The organism is Nonomuraea sp. MTCD27, assembly GCF_041950495.1.
Taxonomy (GTDB): domain Bacteria; phylum Actinomycetota; class Actinomycetes; order Streptosporangiales; family Streptosporangiaceae; genus Nonomuraea.
On record NZ_JBGNUW010000005.1, the window covers coordinates 225,031 to 240,627 of the forward strand.

At 71.0% G+C, this 15,597-nt stretch carries 17 protein-coding genes; 6 read left to right on the top strand and 11 right to left on the bottom strand.

The features are described from left to right. Nucleotides 1–24: 24 nt before the first annotated feature. From ACBJ59_RS16790 to ACBJ59_RS16820, 7 genes are all read right to left on the bottom strand, one after another. Nucleotides 25–918, bottom strand: a complete 894-nt coding sequence (locus tag ACBJ59_RS16790) for an RNA polymerase sigma factor RpoD/SigA (protein ID WP_375111151.1) — start codon at nt 916–918, stop codon at nt 25–27. A gap of 9 nt (nt 919–927) precedes the next feature. Next, entirely contained in the window at nt 928–1,314 is a 387-nt protein-coding gene (locus ACBJ59_RS16795; protein ID WP_364115673.1) for an STAS domain-containing protein, read from the bottom strand. A gap of 41 nt (nt 1,315–1,355) precedes the next feature. Then, on the bottom strand, nt 1,356–2,333 hold the full coding sequence (locus tag ACBJ59_RS16800) for a phosphotriesterase (RefSeq protein WP_375111152.1): 978 nt from the start codon (nt 2,331–2,333) through the stop codon (nt 1,356–1,358). A gap of 58 nt (nt 2,334–2,391) precedes the next feature. Continuing rightward, on the bottom strand, nt 2,392–3,801 hold the full coding sequence (metG, locus tag ACBJ59_RS16805; RefSeq protein ID WP_375111153.1) for a methionine--tRNA ligase: 1,410 nt from the start codon (nt 3,799–3,801) through the stop codon (nt 2,392–2,394). 111 nt (nt 3,802–3,912) lie between these two features. Next, on the bottom strand, nt 3,913–5,190 hold the full coding sequence (locus tag ACBJ59_RS16810) for an APC family permease (RefSeq protein ID WP_375111518.1): 1,278 nt from the start codon (nt 5,188–5,190) through the stop codon (nt 3,913–3,915). Between the two features lie 67 nt (nt 5,191–5,257). Further along, nucleotides 5,258–5,719: a universal stress protein gene (locus ACBJ59_RS16815; protein WP_375111154.1), complete on the bottom strand. Its 462-nt coding sequence runs from the start codon at nt 5,717–5,719 to the stop codon at nt 5,258–5,260. Between the two features lie 75 nt (nt 5,720–5,794). Beyond that, complete coding sequence (locus tag ACBJ59_RS16820; protein ID WP_364115659.1) at nt 5,795–6,415, bottom strand: DUF998 domain-containing protein; 621 nt, start codon at nt 6,413–6,415, stop codon at nt 5,795–5,797. 214 nt (nt 6,416–6,629) lie between these two features. On the opposite strand from ACBJ59_RS16820, the gene ACBJ59_RS16825 reads away from it, so the two are divergent. Together ACBJ59_RS16825 and ACBJ59_RS16830 are read left to right on the top strand one after the other, a co-directional pair. Further along, complete coding sequence (locus ACBJ59_RS16825) at nt 6,630–6,980, top strand: MerR family transcriptional regulator (RefSeq protein WP_375111155.1); 351 nt, start codon at nt 6,630–6,632, stop codon at nt 6,978–6,980. Then, nucleotides 6,977–7,951, top strand: coding sequence for an aldo/keto reductase (locus ACBJ59_RS16830; RefSeq protein WP_375111156.1), 975 nt, complete (start codon nt 6,977–6,979; stop codon nt 7,949–7,951). Before ACBJ59_RS16825 ends, ACBJ59_RS16830 begins: the two co-directional genes overlap by 4 nt. Nucleotides 7,952–7,955: 4 nt before the next feature. Here ACBJ59_RS16830 and ACBJ59_RS16835 read toward each other — a convergent pair whose 3' ends face one another. Next, on the bottom strand, nt 7,956–8,888 hold the full coding sequence (locus ACBJ59_RS16835) for an anti-sigma factor RsbA family regulatory protein (RefSeq protein ID WP_375111157.1): 933 nt from the start codon (nt 8,886–8,888) through the stop codon (nt 7,956–7,958). A 181-nt stretch (nt 8,889–9,069) separates the two neighbouring features. Between ACBJ59_RS16835 and ACBJ59_RS16840 the strand changes: the two genes are divergently transcribed. Beyond that, entirely contained in the window at nt 9,070–9,624 is a 555-nt protein-coding gene (locus ACBJ59_RS16840) for a DUF1707 domain-containing protein (protein ID WP_375111158.1), read from the top strand. Here ACBJ59_RS16840 and ACBJ59_RS16845 read toward each other — a convergent pair. Beyond that, nucleotides 9,594–10,706 carry an SRPBCC family protein gene (locus ACBJ59_RS16845; RefSeq protein WP_375111159.1) on the bottom strand — a complete coding sequence of 371 codons (1,113 nt, stop codon included), beginning with the start codon at nt 10,704–10,706 and terminating at the stop codon, nt 9,594–9,596. The two genes, ACBJ59_RS16840 and ACBJ59_RS16845, sit on opposite strands and share 31 nt — an antisense overlap. 62 nt (nt 10,707–10,768) lie before the next feature. Next, nucleotides 10,769–11,860, bottom strand: a complete 1,092-nt coding sequence (locus ACBJ59_RS16850) for an FAD-dependent oxidoreductase (RefSeq protein WP_375111160.1) — start codon at nt 11,858–11,860, stop codon at nt 10,769–10,771. A gap of 50 nt (nt 11,861–11,910) precedes the next feature. Here ACBJ59_RS16850 and ACBJ59_RS16855 point away from each other — a divergent pair, with 50 nt between their 5' ends. From ACBJ59_RS16855 to ACBJ59_RS16865, 3 genes are all read left to right on the top strand, one after another. Continuing rightward, nucleotides 11,911–12,474: a TetR-like C-terminal domain-containing protein gene (locus ACBJ59_RS16855; protein WP_375111161.1), complete on the top strand. Its 564-nt coding sequence runs from the start codon at nt 11,911–11,913 to the stop codon at nt 12,472–12,474. 89 nt (nt 12,475–12,563) lie between these two features. Continuing rightward, on the top strand, nt 12,564–12,938 hold the full coding sequence (locus ACBJ59_RS16860; RefSeq protein ID WP_375111162.1) for a hypothetical protein: 375 nt from the start codon (nt 12,564–12,566) through the stop codon (nt 12,936–12,938). A gap of 91 nt (nt 12,939–13,029) precedes the next feature. Continuing rightward, the gene (locus ACBJ59_RS16865; RefSeq protein WP_375111163.1) at nt 13,030–14,496 is read left to right on the top strand and encodes a DUF2079 domain-containing protein; all 1,467 of its coding nucleotides are present in this window, start codon (nt 13,030–13,032) and stop codon (nt 14,494–14,496) included. Here ACBJ59_RS16865 and ACBJ59_RS16870 read toward each other — a convergent pair. Then, the gene (locus ACBJ59_RS16870) at nt 14,472–15,575 is read right to left on the bottom strand and encodes a glycosyltransferase (protein ID WP_375111164.1); all 1,104 of its coding nucleotides are present in this window, start codon (nt 15,573–15,575) and stop codon (nt 14,472–14,474) included. The two genes, ACBJ59_RS16865 and ACBJ59_RS16870, sit on opposite strands and share 25 nt — an antisense overlap. Nucleotides 15,576–15,597 lie beyond the last annotated feature (22 nt).

Sequence of the window (15,597 nt, forward strand, 5' to 3'; positions counted from 1 at the left end):
CCCCTGTTTCGGCGCCGTTTCCGTTCACGAAGCCCACGCCAGCAGTGGCCCCCCTTGCCTGAGCCGTCTCAACGCCTGCTTCTCCAGCTGCCGGATCCGCTCCCTGGTGAGACCGAGCTGCTCCGCGATCTCGGTGTAGCTCTGCGCCCGGTGACCGGCCAGGCCGTACCGGAGCCTGATCACGAACGCCTCCCGCGGCGGCAGCGTCGTGACCACCTGGTTCAGCTCGGCACTGAGGGCGCGGAGCTCCGTGAGCTCCTGCACCTGCAGCCCGTCCTCGTCGGCGATCAGGTCGCCCATCCGGCCCTCGCCGTGCTCCCCCACCGGGATGTCCAGGCTGACCATCTCCTGGCCGAGCCGGCGTAACGCCGAGACCTGCTGAGGCGACCGCTCGGCCGCCTCGCCCAGCTCGGCGTCCGTCGGCTCGCGGCCCAGCTCGGCGGCGAGCTGCCGCTCGACCCGGATGAGCCGGGACAGCTCCTCCGCGACGTGGATCGGCAACCGCACAGTACGGCTCTTGTCGTGGATGCCGCGCTCGATGGCCTGCCGGATCCACCACATCCCGTACGTGGAGAACTTGTATCCCCGCGTGTAGTCGAACTTCTCGACCGCCCTGATCAGTCCGAGATTCCCCTCCTGGATGATGTCGAGCAGCGGCAGCCCCCGGTAGGAGTAGCGCCTGGCGGCGGCCACCACCAGCCGGAGGTTGGACCTGATCAGCAGGTCCTTGGCGCGCCGCCCGTCGAGTGCGACGCGTTCGAGTTCTGGCGTGCCCTCACCACGCTCGATCAGATGGCCCGCGTACAGGCCTGCCTCGATCCGCCGGGCGAGATCCACTTCGTCCGCGGCGGAGAGCAAGGGGGTCTTTCCGATCTGTTCGAGGTACGTACCGAGCAGATCGGGCTCATCGGCCGACATGCACGGGGACTACCCGGTAAACGGCGGCGAATTCCCCGGTTCGTTGAGTTCTGCGATGGCCAGCTCGGCCGTGGTGCGGATATCGAAGAACTTGTCCAGCGCCGTGATCGCGAACAGGTGCTTGCACCGGCCGTTGAGCCCGGACAGCAGCAGCCGCCCGCCGGAGGCGGTGACCGCCTTGTGCAGGTAGACCAGCACCGACAGGCCGGAGGAGTCGCAGACGCTGACCGCCTGCATGTCGATGACGAGCATCGGCGGCTGGGTGAGGTCGAGCGCCTTGGTGACGCGGTCGCGGACCTCCGCGGCGGAGCCGAAGTCGAAGTCCCCCGTCAGCCGCGCGATGACGCAGGGTCCCTGGAGCCCGAGGCTTATCGACAAGGCCTGCTCCGAAGTCACCCAGCTCCACCTACCCGCGTTGCTCACCCGATCCAACTACTTTACGAGAAGTAGCGCTTCGGGTTGAACACCAGCATCTGCTCAATCTGGTCATCGGTCACACCCGAGTCCAGCAGTGCGGCCAAGACATCGTCGTGAATGTGATCGTAGCGCCAGTTCGGCGCCAGCGTGCTTCGGGTCTCGTCCCAGGCACCGCCGAAATAGTCCATGAAGCAGGCCGTGTCGTGGCTCAGCACCATGCGATCGGCGTATCCCCGCTGGCAGAGCGCCGCGATCGTGGCCACGCGCTGCGCGGTCGGGTTGTAGACGTCCAGACCGAAACGGTCCATCCCGAGGATGGCGCCGGTGTCGGCCAGGCGCATGAGGTAGTCGAGGTCGTTGCTGTCGCCCGCGTGCCCGACGACCACCTTCGTGAGGTCGACCCCCTCCTTGGCGAACAGGTCGAGCGCGACGATCCCGCTGTTCTCCAGGGCGTTCGTGTGGACGGTGATCGGCGCGCCCGTCCGTACGTGCGCCCGCGCGACCGACCGGCAGATGCGCTCGACGCCGGGCGTGAGCGCCTTCGTCTCGACCGCGCACTTGAGGAAGGCCGCCTTCACCCCGGTGTCGGCGATGCCCTCGGTCAGGTCGCGGACGAAGTCGTCGATCATCGGGTCCGGGCCGTCGATGATCAGCCCGGGCCCGCGGAAGTTGTAGGTGTGGGGCATCTCCAGGTAGGCGTAGATGCCGGTGGCGACGATGATGTTGAGGCCGGGCACCTGCTCGGCGACCCGCTGGACGCGCGGGATGTGCCGGCCCAGCCCCCACACCGTCGGGTCGACGATCGTCCGCACGCCCTTCGCGGTCACCGCGTCGAGCTTGGTGACCGCGTCCGCCACCCGGTGTTCCTCGTCCCACCAGGCACCCTTGCCGTAGTTCTCCAGGTGCTCGGTGGCCACCACGAAGACGTGCTCGTGCATCAGCGTCTGCCCGAGCTCGTCGACGTCCACGGGGCCGCGAAGGGTCTCGACGGTGGGCATCCACGCCTCCATACCGGTCGGTCTGTCGGGCCAACCTAGGCGCCCGCACGAACCCCCGTCAACCGGCGCGCCGTGGGAGGAGCCGGGGAAACAGCGGCGCGGGCCGCGACAACCGCTCCCCGCCCACCGCCGCCGCCACGCGCGCCGCCGCCGTCGGCAGAAAGGGCTCCAGCTGTACGGCCAGCGCCCGGCAGGCGTGCACCAGCCTGCCCAGCGACGCCTCCTGCTCCCGTCGCGGCTGCTGCCACGGCCGGGTCCGCTCGATGTGCTTGTTGGCCGCCTCGACGATCTCCCACACGGCCAGCGCCGCCCGCCGGAAGTCGAAGGCCGCCAGCGCCTCGTCCACCCGAACCTCCACCAGCGGCTCACCGGCGGGCGGCACGTGGCCGTCCAGGAAGCGGCAGACCATGGTGGCGACCCGGTTGACCAGGTTCCCCAGGCCGTTGGCGAGGTCCTCGTCGTACCGGGCGACCAGCCGCGCCTCGGTGAAGTCGGCGTCGCCCACGCGCGGCACCTCGCGCAGCAGCCACCACCGCACGGCGTCGACCCCGTACGCGGCCACGAGCGCCGCCGGGTCGGCGCTGTTCCCCGACGACTTGCTGATCTTGCGCCCGCCGGCGGTGAGGTAGTCGTGCACGAAGATCGACGTGGGCAGCGGCCGCCCGGCGGACAGCAGCATCGCCGGCCAGTACACCGCGTGGAACCGGATCACCCCCTTGCCCATGAGGTGCACCTTGGCCGGCTCGCGGACCCACCAGCGCTCGTAGCCGCCGCCGTCGAGCGCGGTGACGTAGTTGGCCAGCGCGTCCCACCACACGTAGACCACCTGGTCGGGGTCGCCGGGCACCGGGATCCCCCACCCCCTGGCCCTCGTGGCCGACCGGGAGACGCTGATGTCGTCCAGCCCCGCCCCGACGAAGGCCAGCACCTCGTTGCGCCGCGCGGCGGGCTCGATCGTCAGCCGCCCGCTCCCGATGAGGTCGAGCAGCTCCTCCTGGTAGCGGGAGAGCCGGAAGAACCAGTTCTCCTCCGACACCCGCTGCAGCGGCGCCTCGTGCCCGTCCGGGCAGGGGCCCTCCGGGTAGAACTGCTCGCAGCCCACGCAGTAGAGCCCCTCGTAGTGGCGCTGGTAGAGGTCGTGCGCGGTCTCCCGCCAGATCCGCTCGACCCCGGCGCGGTGGCCGGGATGGGCGCTGGTCCTGACGAAGGAGTCGAAGGACAGGTCCAGCGTCCCCCGCAGCGCCTCGAACTCGGCCGCGTTCCGGTCCACCAGCTCCCGCACCGGCACGCCCTCGGCCTCGGCGGCCAGCACGTTCTTCAGCGAGTTGTCGTCGGTGCCGGTCTGGAACCGTACGGGCTCGCCGCGCCGCCGGTGGTGCCTGGCCAGCACGTCGGCCTGGACGAGCTCCAGCGCGAACCCGAGATGGGGCCGGGCGTTGACGTAGGGGATGGTCGTCGTGATGTACATCGGATGCCTCCCGAGGGGCCCCGGACACGACGAGAGGCCCCGGCTAGCAGGGCCTCAACGTGGACGTGCCGAGTGAAACCCCCTAGGGGGCCATCATCGCCAGGCACGTCGTCATGCGCCCATCGTACGCCTCCGGACCAGATAGATCACCACTCCGGCCGCGAACACCGCCAGCCCCGCCACCACCGACGCCACCGGCAGCGTGGCCGCCAGCAGCAGGCACAGCGCCAGCCCGATCACCGGGACGGCGCGGTGCGGCGCGCCCTCGTCGCGGCGCAGCGTGAACGCGCTGGCATTGGCGATGGCGTAGTAGACCAGCACGCCGAACGAGGAGAACCCGATCGCCTCCCGCAGGTCGGCCACGAGCAGCAGGACGATCACGGCGCCGCCGACCGCGAGCTCCGCCCGCCTGGGCACCTGTCGCACCGGGTCCACGACGGCCAGCACGCCCGGCAGGTCCCGCTCGCGCGACATGGCCAGCACCGTGCGGGAGACGCCGAGCAGCAGCGCCAGCAGCGCGCCGAGCGCCGCCACCGCGGCCCCGGCGCCCACCACGGGCGCCAGCCAGCCGAACCCCGCCTCGCCGACCACGTCGGCCAGCGGCGCCTTGGCCGTGGCGAGCAGCTCGGGCTTGAGCGCGCGCAGCGCGGCCAGGGCGACCAGCGTGTAGACGACGAGCGTGATGCCGAGCGCGATGCTGACGGCCCGGGGAATGGTGCGGGCGGGGTCGCGCACCTCCTCGCCGAGGGTGGCGATCCTGGCATATCCGGCGAAGGCGAAGAACAGCAGCCCGGCTCCCTGCAACACCCCCCACATGTCGTACGACTGCGCGGGGGCCGCCACGTACGTGACGAACGACACCCTGTCATCGCCGAACAACCCGGCCACGATCACCACGGCCAGCACGGCCAGCACGAAGGCCACGATCACCCGGGCCAGGCCCGCCGAGCGCTGCACCCCGAACAGGTTGAGCAGCGTCAGCGCGGCCACCGCGGCGACGGCCAGCGGCCGCTCCAGCCCGGGCAGGACGTAGGCGCCGAACGTGAGGGCCATGGCCGCGCAGGAGGCGGTCTTGCCGACCGTGAAGCCCCAGCCCGCCAGGTAACCCCACAGCGGGCCGAGCCGCCGCCGGCCGTAGACGTATGTGCCGCCCGACTCGGGATAGAGGGCGGCCAGGCGGGCCGAGGAGGTGGCGTTGCAGTAGGCCACGACCGCGGCGAGGGCGAGCGACAGCAGCAGCCAGTGGCCCGCGGCCGCGGCGGCGGGGGCGAAGGCGGCGAACACCCCCGCGCCGATCATCGCGCTCAGCCCCACGACCACCGCGTCGGTGGTCCCCAGCCGCCGCGCCAGCTCCTCCGGCAACGCTTCCGCCCCCTCTCGCACACCCAGGAGGCACCCACTCTGCCGCACGCGGCCGACAGCCCGCACCAACGGCCAGGTGAACGCTCGGGTGGAGCTACTCGGCGCGCTTCTCCGGGGCGGGGACCACCAGGACCGGCCGGTGCGCGTGGTGCAGCACCCGGTCCGACGTGCTGCCGAGCAGCAGCGAGCGCACCCCGCCCAGCCCTCTGGTGCCTGTCACGATGAGCTCGGCCGCCAGCTCGTCGGCCACGTCCACGATCGTCGACCAGACGGCCACGGAGTCCACGTCGCAGCGGGGCGTCGCGTCCAGGCCCTCCTGCCGGGCCAGCTCCGCGCCGTGCTGGGCCAGCTCCCGCATCGCCTGCCCGATCGCCTCGTCCTCGACTCCCGACTGGTCGATGGCCACCATGAGCCCGGCCGAGGCCCTGGTCGAGGTCATCGCCACCCGCTCCCACACCGTCAGCACGACCGCGGGCCTGCCGCGGAACATCCGGCCCGCGAAGGCGATCGCGGCCTTGGCGTCGTCGGAACCGTCGTACGCGATCAGAATCGTCATCTCAGCCACTCCCAAGAGGTAGGGGTAGGGGACCTACCTCTTTCCTGAGCAGCGGGTTTCACGCCTGGCGACGCGTCAGGCCAGGGCCGGCGCCACGCCCCGCCGGGCCGACGGCCTGAGCATCGACAGCCCGGCCAGCGCCAGCACGCCCAGCTCGGTGACGACCACGGCCCGCTGGGTCAGGCCCGCCGGGATGTCGTCGTTGGTCAGGGGGATGCCGAACATGCGCACCACGTACGGGATCACGACCAGCAGCAGCGCGCCCAGGGCCAGCCCGCTGAGGATCCGCACCGCCTTCGCGTACCGGATCCGGGCCCTGGCCAGCAGCAGCCCCGCCACCGGCATCACCAGGAAGGCGGCGAAGGCGGCGTAGCGGTGGATGCCGCCCGACATCGACAGCGGCACCCCGGGACGGTCGGTGGGGAAGGCCCCGATCAGGAACATGCTCACCCCCCACGCCAGCAGCAGCGCGACGATCCAGCGGCTCATGCCGGCCCGGCGCAGCGCCTCGGCGATCAGCGCGGAGCCCACGGCGAACAACGTCAGCGAGGCGGGCAGCAGCCAGCCGGCCGACTGCCAGACGTACTCGCTGATCACACTGTGCAACGGGTCCAGGTCCGATCCGGCGTGCAAAGTGAGCATGGCGCCGGTGCCGGCGCCGATGGCCGCGAACCCACTGACGAGCAATTCCTTCATGCCTCAAAGCTCGTGGAACGCGAGCTTTGCGAACATCGGAGATCGGCCCGAACCGGCCCTGAAGGAACCCCTAATACCTTGGTCTGGGACTTCCCTGAGATGGGCCGCCCACCTGCGCGTTCGTGACCCTGGGTAGGGTCTGCCCCCTCAGGGTGGGGGTGGTGGGCCGCCCCGGATTTGACTTAGAGCGCACTCGAAGGGTGAACCTGGACGCATGACGATCCAGGAGGCCGCGCAGCGGTCGGGCCTGAGCGCTCACACGCTGCGCTACTACGAGCGTATCGGGCTCATCCACTCCGTCGGCCGCAACAGCAGCGGGCACCGCGACTACGCCGAGAGCGACCTCCGGTGGCTGGACTTCCTCACCAAGCTGCGCACGACCGGCATGCCGATCGCCGACATGTGCCGCTACGCGGAGCTGCGGCGCAAGGGCGAGGAGACCTCGGACGAGCGCCGGGAGATGCTGGAGCTGCACCGGGAGCGCGTCCGGTCCAGGATCGCCGAGCTCACCCAGGACCTGAAGGTGCTGGACACGAAGATCGACTCGTACAGGGGGCTTTCATGAACAGGCGCACGCTGGGCAAGGACGGGCTCCAGGTCTCGGCTCTCGGTCTCGGCTGCATGGGCATGTCCGAGTTCTACGGCCAGGGCGACGAGAAGGAATCTATCGCCGTCATTCACCGCGCCCTCGACCTTGGCATGAATTTTCTGGACACCGCTGACATGTACGGCAAGGGGGCCAACGAGGAGCTGGTCGGCCGGGCCATCAAGGACCGCCGCGGCGAGGTGGTGCTGGCCACCAAGTTCGGCATCAAGCGCGAGGGCGGCACCCGTACGGTCGAGAACAGCCCCGAGTACATCAGGGCCGCCTGCGACGCCTCCCTCCGGCGCCTCGGCGTGGACCACATCGACCTCTACTACATGCACCGCCGCAACCCCGACGTGCCCGTCGAGGAGTCGGTCGGGGCCATGGCGGAGCTGGTCCGCGCCGGCAAGGTGGGCCACCTCGGCCTGTCGGAGGTGAGCGCGGACACCCTGCGGAGGGCCTCCTCCGTGCACCCGATCGCGGCCCTGCAGAGCGAGTACTCGCTGTTCACCAGGGGTCTGGAGGCGGAGATCCGGCCGGCGGCCAGGGAGCTGGGGATCGGGCTGGTCGCGTACTCGCCGATCAGCCGCGGCCTGCTCTCGGCCACGATGCCGAGCGCCGAGGAGCTGCCCGCCGACGACTTCCGGCGCCACATGCCGCGCAACACGGGCGAGAACGCCGAGCACAACAGGGCGCTGGCGGCCGAGGTGAAGAAGGTCGCCAACGACGCCAGCCTCACGGCGGCCCAGATCTCCCTGGCCTGGCTGCTGGCCCAGGGCGAGGACATCGTGCCGATCCCGGGCACGAAGCGGCTGAAATATCTGGAGGAGAACGCCGCCGCGGCCGACGTGACGCTGACGCCGGAACAGCTCGACGCGCTGGTGACCGCCGTGCCCGCGGACGCCGTGCGCGGGCCCCGCTACCCCAGCATGGGAGAGGTCGAGCTCTGACCGCTCACCGCTCGTGCCGGTGGGCGTCGAAGTAGACGCGGATCGAGGTCGTGCCGGCCCGGGTGTGGATGCGTACGAGATCGCTGAGGAGGTTGACGATCAGCAGGCCGCGCGAGCCCGCGTCGCGCGGATCGACCGGCCTGCGGCCCACCAGCGGGTCGGTGATGTGGCCGGAGTCGCTGATCTCGCAGACCAGCCGGCTGCCCTCGGCCCACACCCGGAGCAGGCCCGACCCGCCGCCGTGATCGAGGCTGTTGGCGCCGAGCTCGGCCACCGCCAGCCGGATGTCGTCGAGGCGGTCACCGTCGAACCCCATCACGGCGGCCTCCTGGGCCGCCAGGATCCGCACCGCCGACAGGTTGGTGTGGTCGAAGCGCAGCGAGACGCTCTTCTCCGGCTCGTCGAGCGGCCGGTTGTGCCCGTCGACCACCAGCTCGGGCGCGTAGTCGGCGCTCGCCCACTCCCCCGAGACGTCGCGTAGCACGGGATGGGTCCGCGCCGCCTCGCCGATGACCTCCGCGGTCAGGTTCACGGCGTCGTACGGGCACAGGATCGTCACCCTCCGGCCGGTGAACGACAGGTTGATCAGCGCCTCGTGCTGGGCGCAGGCGGGATATTCGGTCGCGGTGCGGCCGGGCCAGATCGGCTCGCCGATGATCCGCACGTGGTGGTCGGGATGCCGGTCGGCGAAGGCGCGCAGCACGCCGGGGATGATCCGCCCGGGGTTGCGCCCGGCCTCCGTCATGTCGAGCAGGAGCACGTCACCGGCCGCCCGGCCGAGCGCGGCCGCGATCAGCGCCAGATTCGCGCCGGGGACGGCGACCGCGACGGGCTCGCCCGCGGCCAGCCCCGCGCGGATGAATGCCGTGGTGGCAGCCACGTATTCCCGGTCGCCCCGATAGAAGAGCGCCGGGTGAACGAACGGTTCTGCCAGCATCAGCCCTCACGCTACCCAAGGACGATGACTTCAAGGCAATCCTCTGGGTACCTAATATGTTGTGAAGAGAGTCCAGGTCATCCGCCGCCCCCGCCCCGGACCCCGTCAGATCCCGCTCGATCTCCGCACGCCTTCCGGCCGCCGCCTCCCGTTCTGAGCGCCACGAACCTATGCTCAGGACATGTCGGAATTGCAGATGCGGGTCTCCGAGGAGGACCGGGAGCGCACCGCGCAGCAGCTGCAGCGCGCGTTCGCCGAGGGCCGCCTCAACCAGCTGGAGCTCGAGGACCGGCTCGAGATCGCCCTGACCGCGAAGACCTACGGCGACCTGCTGGGCCTCATCGACGACCTGCCTGTTGATCAGGCCCAGGTCAACGACGTGGTCGAGCTGGAGTCCAAGAACGGCAACCTCAAACGCTCGGGCGACTGGGCCGTGCCCAGGAAGCTGCGGGTGAGCTCCAAATACGGCAGCGTCGAGCTCGACCTGTCCGAGGCCGTCGTCTCCCATCCGGTCGTCGACATCGAGCTCGACCTCACCTACGGCTCCGCCAAGATCATCCTGCCCGAGGGCGCGGTGGCGAACGTGGACGCGTTCCAGAGCGACTGGGGCAGCACCACCACCTCGGACGTGCCGAGCAGGCCGCGGCCCGGCGCCGTCAACGTGGTGATCAGCGGGCGGGCGAAATACGGCGGGCTCACCGTGCGCTACCCGCGCAAGCGCTGGTTCACCCACTGATGGAACAGGGAGATGTGGTGCTCGCTGGGCACGAGCACCCCGCCCTCCCGGTAGGCCCGTGACGACATGCCCGGCTGGGTCCGCTCGCAGGCGTCGAAGTCCTGCTCGTTGACCCGGTGGAACAGCTCGACCGACAGCGACACGTCGGCCCCCGAGGCGACCACGTCGGGGTGGTAGAGCCAGTCGCACTCCACCACGGTCCGGTCCACGGCCATGGGGAACATCCGGTGCAGGATCACGTGGTCGGGCACCAGGTTGACGAACACCTGGGGCTTGACGGTGATCGCGTAGTAGCGGCGGTCCTGGTCCTGGGACACGTCGGGCAGCCTGCCGAACCCGGGGCTGCCGTCCACCGTGAACCCCTCGGCCCGCTCGGCGAACTCGGCGCCGTGGCCGACGTAGTACTGCGCCGCGTACCCGCCCGCGAACTCCGGCAGCACGGCGGTCAGCTCCGGGTGGATGGTCGCGCAGTGGTAGCACTCCATGAAGTTCTCGACGAGCAGCTTCCAGTTGGCCTTGACGTCGTAGACGATGCGGCGGCCGAGGGCCAGCTCGTCCACGTGGTAGTGCTCGATGGCGGCGGGGTCGCCGAGGCGCTCGGTGGCCGCGTACGTCACGCTCTCCTCGAACGAGGGCGGCTCCGCGGCCAGGCACACCCAGGCGTAGCCGAGCCACTCGCGCAGGTGCACGGGGACCAGCCCGTGCTCCACGCGGTCGATGTCCGGCATCTTGGCAAGGTTGGGCGCGGCGGCCAGCCGGCCGTCGAGGTCGTAGGACCAGGCGTGGTACGCGCACCTGATCGTCCTCCTGACCTCGCCCGCCTCCTCCAGGCACAACCGGGCGCCACGGTGCCGGCAGACGTTGAGGAAGGCCCGCAGGCGGCCGTCGCGCCCGCGCACGACGATCACGCTCTCCCTGCCGATCTGGACCGTCCTGAACGCGCCCGGCTTCGGCACGTCCCCGGCCCTGACCGCGCAGAACCAGAGGGTTTCGAAGATCTTGGCCTGTTCCTCGGCGAAGATCTCCGGGTCGGTGTAGGAGCGGCCGGGAAGGGTGGAGATCAAGCTCGACGTGGTGGTCAACCGACACCCCTTGTTGCGTATTACGCACCGAGTTGCTCTATATGCGACATCGTCAGACGGCCTCAGGGGGCTGTCAAGAGGTAGTTGCTGTACCGGCGGAGCATGGCGGCGTACATCTTGCTCATGGGCCCGTCGGGCAGCAGCCCCGCGATCGGCCGCTGCATGTCGGTGAGCTCGGTCCCGGCCAGCCGGGACGGCCGGCGGGCCACCTTCGACCGGGCGCGCTCGTAAGCCCGCAGGTCGCCGATCGACCGGCAGAGCAGCCAGGCGTCCTCCAGCGCCTGGTTGGCGCCCTGGGCCATGGTGGGCGGCATGGTGTGCGCGGAGTCGCCGGCCAGCGTGGTCGGGCCCTTGCCCCAGACGGCGGGGATCGGCTGCCGGTGGTGCGGGAAGAAGTCGACGTCCGTGAGCGTGTCCAGGATGCCGCGCACCGGCTCCGCCCAGCCGCCGAACCGCTCGCGCAGCCGGTCGACCACGTCCGGGTCGTCGGCCCAGAACGGCCGGCCGGGAGCCGACCTGACGTCGAACCACCACAGCAGCCGCCCCCGGCCCGCCGGGATCAGCCCGCACAGGCCCTTCCCGCCGGCGATCATCACGGCCCTGCGCTCCTCGGTCAGCGCGGTGGGCATGGTCGTGAACCCCTGCCAGGTGACGAACGGGCTCAGCCGGGCCCGGTCGTCGCCCCACAGGGCCGCGCGCACCACGGAGCGGCGGCCGTCGGCGCCCACGAGCACGTCGCCCCGCACCGTACGGCCGTCGGCCAGGCGCACCTCGGCCCGCTCGGGCACCACGTGCTCGACCCGCGCCCCGTACGTCACCGGCACGCCGTCGGCGAGCAGCTCGACCAGCTCGTGCCGGGCCACGTGCACGACCGGGTGGCCGTAGCGGCGCTCGGCCACGGTCAGGTCCAGGGTGAGCAGCCGCCGCCCGTCGGCGGCCCACGACTCCAGGGTCTCCAGCCGGCGCCCGACGCCGGTGTAGTCGGCCTTGAGGTCCTCCAGGATGCCCGTGCTGCCGGGCCAGAGCGTGACGGAGCCACCGGCCGTACGCAGCTCGGGTGCCTCCTCGTACACCTCGGCCTCGTGGCCCGCGTTGAGCAGGCCGCGCGCCAGGGCGAGCCCCGCGACGCCCGCGCCGACGACGATTACTCTCATTACGACCCCTGATATTGAGACTCGGGATATCAGATACTAGGAGTATCACAATGTCTGCGCGCGGCCGCAAGCCCGACCCCACGGTGGACCACCGCATCAGGCAGGCCGCGGCCGGGCTGGTGCTGTCCCACGGCCTCGACTTCACCATGGACGACGTCGCCGCAGCCGCGGGCGTGGGCCGGGCGAGCGTGTTCCGCCGATACGGCAGCAAACGCGACATGCTGCTGGAAACCCTCGGTGGCATCATGAACACGCACGTCGCCATCCCCGACACCGGCTCGCTGGAGGGCGACCTGCGCGTGGTGGTCGCCGACACGCTCGCCCTCTGGCACGTCCCGGGGGTGTCCCGCATGGCCAAACAGGTGTACGCCGAGGCCGGCCGGGACCCCGCGGTCGCCGAGATCATCCGCACCAGCATGCGCACCCGGATGGAACGGTCGTGGGTCGTCTACGAGCGCGCGATCGAGCGCGGCGAATTGCCCCCTAATGCAGACCTATGGCTACTCACGGATATGTTCGCCGGTTTCGTTGCCTACCGGGGGCTCCTGGATCTTCCGCTGCCGGAACCGGAAGAGATTGTGCAGGTCCTGCTGCACGGCTTTACGCCGGCTTGATACCCGTGGTGTTACTGGGGTGCAAGCGACGGTCAAGTTGAGGCCCATAATGTTCCCTTCGTTCGCTAAACCTACGAAGGGCACGGAACATGACACCCCCTCGTCGTCGCCTGGCCGTCGCGGCCGCGACGCTGACTCTTGCCGTCCTCACCACCGCCTGTGGTGCGATCGGCCAGGCCGTTGACTGCAACACCGCCGCAACCGAGGCGAGCAAGATCGCGACCGATTGGAGCACCGCGGTCACCAAGGACGCCGGCGACACCAAGGCCGTGCAGACGGCGTCGAAGACGGCGGCCGACAAGACGAAGGAGCTCGCGGGCAAGTACGACGGCGAAGTCGCCGCCGCGCTGAACGACCTCGCCGACGGCTTCGCGTCCATGGAGGGTGGGGACCTCAGCAGCGTGAGCGAGTTCAGCGGCAAGGTGAACGGCTTCACCAGCAAGATCACTTCCGCCTGCTCCTAGTGAGCCCGCGGTCGCCGTCGCCACCTGTGGGGGGCAGGCTGGGGCGGCGGCCGCGTCACGTCCGGGCGGAGTCGTTCTAGTCTTGCTGCCCGTGACGGGTGAGACGATTGTGGCGCGCGCGGGGGTGGGCGCCGGCGCCTCTCCATGGCGGATCCTCTCCGGCCACCGCGTACGCGTGGGAGCGATCGCGCTCCTCGCCGCGGTGGCCTACGCCGTGCTTGGCCTGGTCAGGCTGGGCACCTTCCGGGCCACCTCCTTCGACCTGGTGATCCTCGACCAGGCCGTGCGCAACTACGCGAGCCTCCGCCCGCCGCACGTCCCCGTGCTGGGCATGTTCCACGGGCGCGGCATGGACTACCTCCAGCTCGCCGACCACTTCTCCCCCGTCTACGCGCTGCTGGCCCCGCTCTACTGGATCCACGACGGGCCCGCCTCGCTGATCGTCGCGCAGGCGGTGCTGTTCGCCGCCGCGATCCCGTTCCTGTGGCGGTTCACCCGGCGCGTGCTGGGGGTCGTGCCCGCCTATCTCGTCTCCGTGGCGTACGCGCTGTCGTGGCCGATCGCGCAGGCGGCCGCGTTCGACGCGCACGAGGTCATGTTCGTCCCCCTGCTCACCGCGATCATGATCGAGCGCTACCACGCGGGCCGCGTCCGGGCGGCGTTCCTGGCCATGCTGGTGCTCCTGCTGGTCAAGGAGGACATGGGGCTGATGGTGATCGGGGCCGGGTTGTGCCTGATCGTCATCGGCGACCGCCTGCGCGGCCTGATCACCGTGACGTTCGGACTCGGCACCGTCCTGCTCGTGCGCGGGCTGCTGGTCTCCGCCTTCGGCGGCGATCCGAAGGACTTCTGGGCCTACGGCCACCTCGGTCCCGACGTGCCGGGGGCGATCCTGGCGATGCTGCGCGACCCGGTCGCCGCCGTGCTGCTGCCGTTCGGCGAGGAGGCCAAGGTCGACACGCTGTTCCTGCTGGTGTGGCCGACGCTGCTGCTGTGCCTGCTCTCGCCGCTGTCGCTGATGGCGCTGCCGCACGTGCTGGAGCGCATGTTGTCCGACCGCGCCCAGTGGTGGCAGTCCGACTTCCAGTACAGCGCCTTCACGGTGATCATCCTCTTCTGCGCGGGCGTGGACGGGCTGGCCCGGCTGCTGCGCCGGATCAGGCGGCCGGACGACGCCTCGCTCAAGCTGGCCTGGTCGGCGGCGGCGCTCGCGATCGCGATCACGCTGGTGCCGAGGTTCGCGCTCGACCAGCTCTACCATCCGGCCTTCTACCGGGAGCCCAAGGCCGCCGCCGCGGCCGAGGCGGTCGCGAAGGTGCCCGCCGGGGTGACCGTCGAGGCCGCCAACTCCCTCGGGCCCGCGCTCACCGGCAAGGCCACCGTCCTGCTGTGGACCGGTCAGTCGCACGGCTCGCCGTGGGTGGTGGCGGACGTCGCGCGCGTGGAGTTCCCGTTCGGCTCCCCCGCCGATCAGCTCGCCAAGGTGGCGGAGCTGCGGCTGCGGGGATATGTGACGGTGTTCGAGCGCGACGGCTATGTGGTGCTGCGCCGCGGCTGACCCTCGCGGGCCTGCGCGTACGCCCGGTCGAACCCGTCCAGCACCGCGGGCCACGAGCCCGCGCCCGGCGGTGTGCTCCTGTTGTGCGCGGCGATCGACTCGCGCAGCTCCGTCTCCACGCACAACCGCGCCACCGCCCGCGCCAGGTCGCCGAGCGTGCGGCCGAGCAGGCCCTCGGTGCCGTCCTTGACGAAGTCGGCGACCCCGCTCTGCGTCCTGGCCACCACCGGCAGGCCCGCGGCCCGCGCTTCGAGCGCCGCGATGCCGAACGACTCGCGCGGCGCGGGCGCCACGAACACGTCGGCCGACTCCAGCACCTTGGCGATCTGCTCGCGGGTGTAGCGGCCGGGCAGCGAGACCCAGCCGGCCATGCCGTGCCGGGCCAGGAACCGCGCCATCTGCCCCCGAGCCGGCCCGTCGCCGACGATCGTGGCCCGGACGGGGATCTCGGCGGGCACGCGGGCGCGGACCGCCTGGAGCAGCTTCAGCAGCCGCAGCGGCTGCTTGCGCGGGGCCAGCCGGCCCACGGCCACGATGTGCACCTCGGCGCGCCGGTCGGGCGTGCCGGGAGGCGGCGCCCAGCCCGACAGGTCGAGGCCGTTGGAGACCACCCGCACCGGGATCTCCGGCCCGGCCACGCGGCGGATCGGCGCCGCGGCGGCGTTGCTGACCGTGGTGCCCACCAGCCGCCAGCGCTGCCAGCCGAACACCAGCCGCAACAGGCGGTAGATCCCGCGCGTCACCGGGTCCCACATGCTGTGCACGGTCACCACGCAGGGCACTCCCGCCCGGAACGCGGCGCGCACGCCCATCCACGCGAACGGCGAGACCGCCCCGGTGTGGACGTGCACCACGTCGGGACGCGCCGAGGTGATCCAGCGCGTGAGATGGCCCACTCCGAACGGGTGCACCGGCAGGTCGAACGGCATCTTCGCGACGATCCTCCGCACCCCGGGCAGCGGCTCCCCCCTGGTCGCGGTGGCCACGGACACCTCGTGTCCGGCCTCCCGCTGCATGCGCACGAGATCGGCCACCTGGACCTCGATCCCTCCGAGTCGAGGCAGGTAACAGTCACTCACGTGAAAGATCCGCACCCCTCCC

Excerpts from the sequence above, each read along its gene's own strand:
- ACBJ59_RS16790 (WP_375111151.1), bottom strand. The coding sequence starts at position 918 with ATGTCGGCCGATGAGCCCGATCTGCTCGGTACGTACCTCGAACAGATC.
- ACBJ59_RS16800 (WP_375111152.1), bottom strand. The coding sequence starts at position 2,333 with ATGCCCACCGTCGAGACCCTTCGCGGCCCCGTGGACGTCGACGAGCTC.
- metG (WP_375111153.1), bottom strand. The coding sequence starts at position 3,801 with ATGTACATCACGACGACCATCCCCTACGTCAACGCCCGGCCCCATCTC.
- ACBJ59_RS16815 (WP_375111154.1), bottom strand. The coding sequence starts at position 5,719 with ATGACGATTCTGATCGCGTACGACGGTTCCGACGACGCCAAGGCCGCG.
- ACBJ59_RS16820 (WP_364115659.1), bottom strand. The coding sequence starts at position 6,415 with ATGAAGGAATTGCTCGTCAGTGGGTTCGCGGCCATCGGCGCCGGCACC.
- ACBJ59_RS16825 (WP_375111155.1), top strand. The coding sequence starts at position 6,630 with ATGACGATCCAGGAGGCCGCGCAGCGGTCGGGCCTGAGCGCTCACACG.
- ACBJ59_RS16830 (WP_375111156.1), top strand. The coding sequence starts at position 6,977 with ATGAACAGGCGCACGCTGGGCAAGGACGGGCTCCAGGTCTCGGCTCTC.
- ACBJ59_RS16835 (WP_375111157.1), bottom strand. The coding sequence starts at position 8,888 with ATGCTGGCAGAACCGTTCGTTCACCCGGCGCTCTTCTATCGGGGCGAC.
- ACBJ59_RS16840 (WP_375111158.1), top strand. The coding sequence starts at position 9,070 with ATGTCGGAATTGCAGATGCGGGTCTCCGAGGAGGACCGGGAGCGCACC.
- ACBJ59_RS16850 (WP_375111160.1), bottom strand. The coding sequence starts at position 11,860 with ATGAGAGTAATCGTCGTCGGCGCGGGCGTCGCGGGGCTCGCCCTGGCG.
- ACBJ59_RS16855 (WP_375111161.1), top strand. The coding sequence starts at position 11,911 with ATGTCTGCGCGCGGCCGCAAGCCCGACCCCACGGTGGACCACCGCATC.
- ACBJ59_RS16860 (WP_375111162.1), top strand. The coding sequence starts at position 12,564 with ATGACACCCCCTCGTCGTCGCCTGGCCGTCGCGGCCGCGACGCTGACT.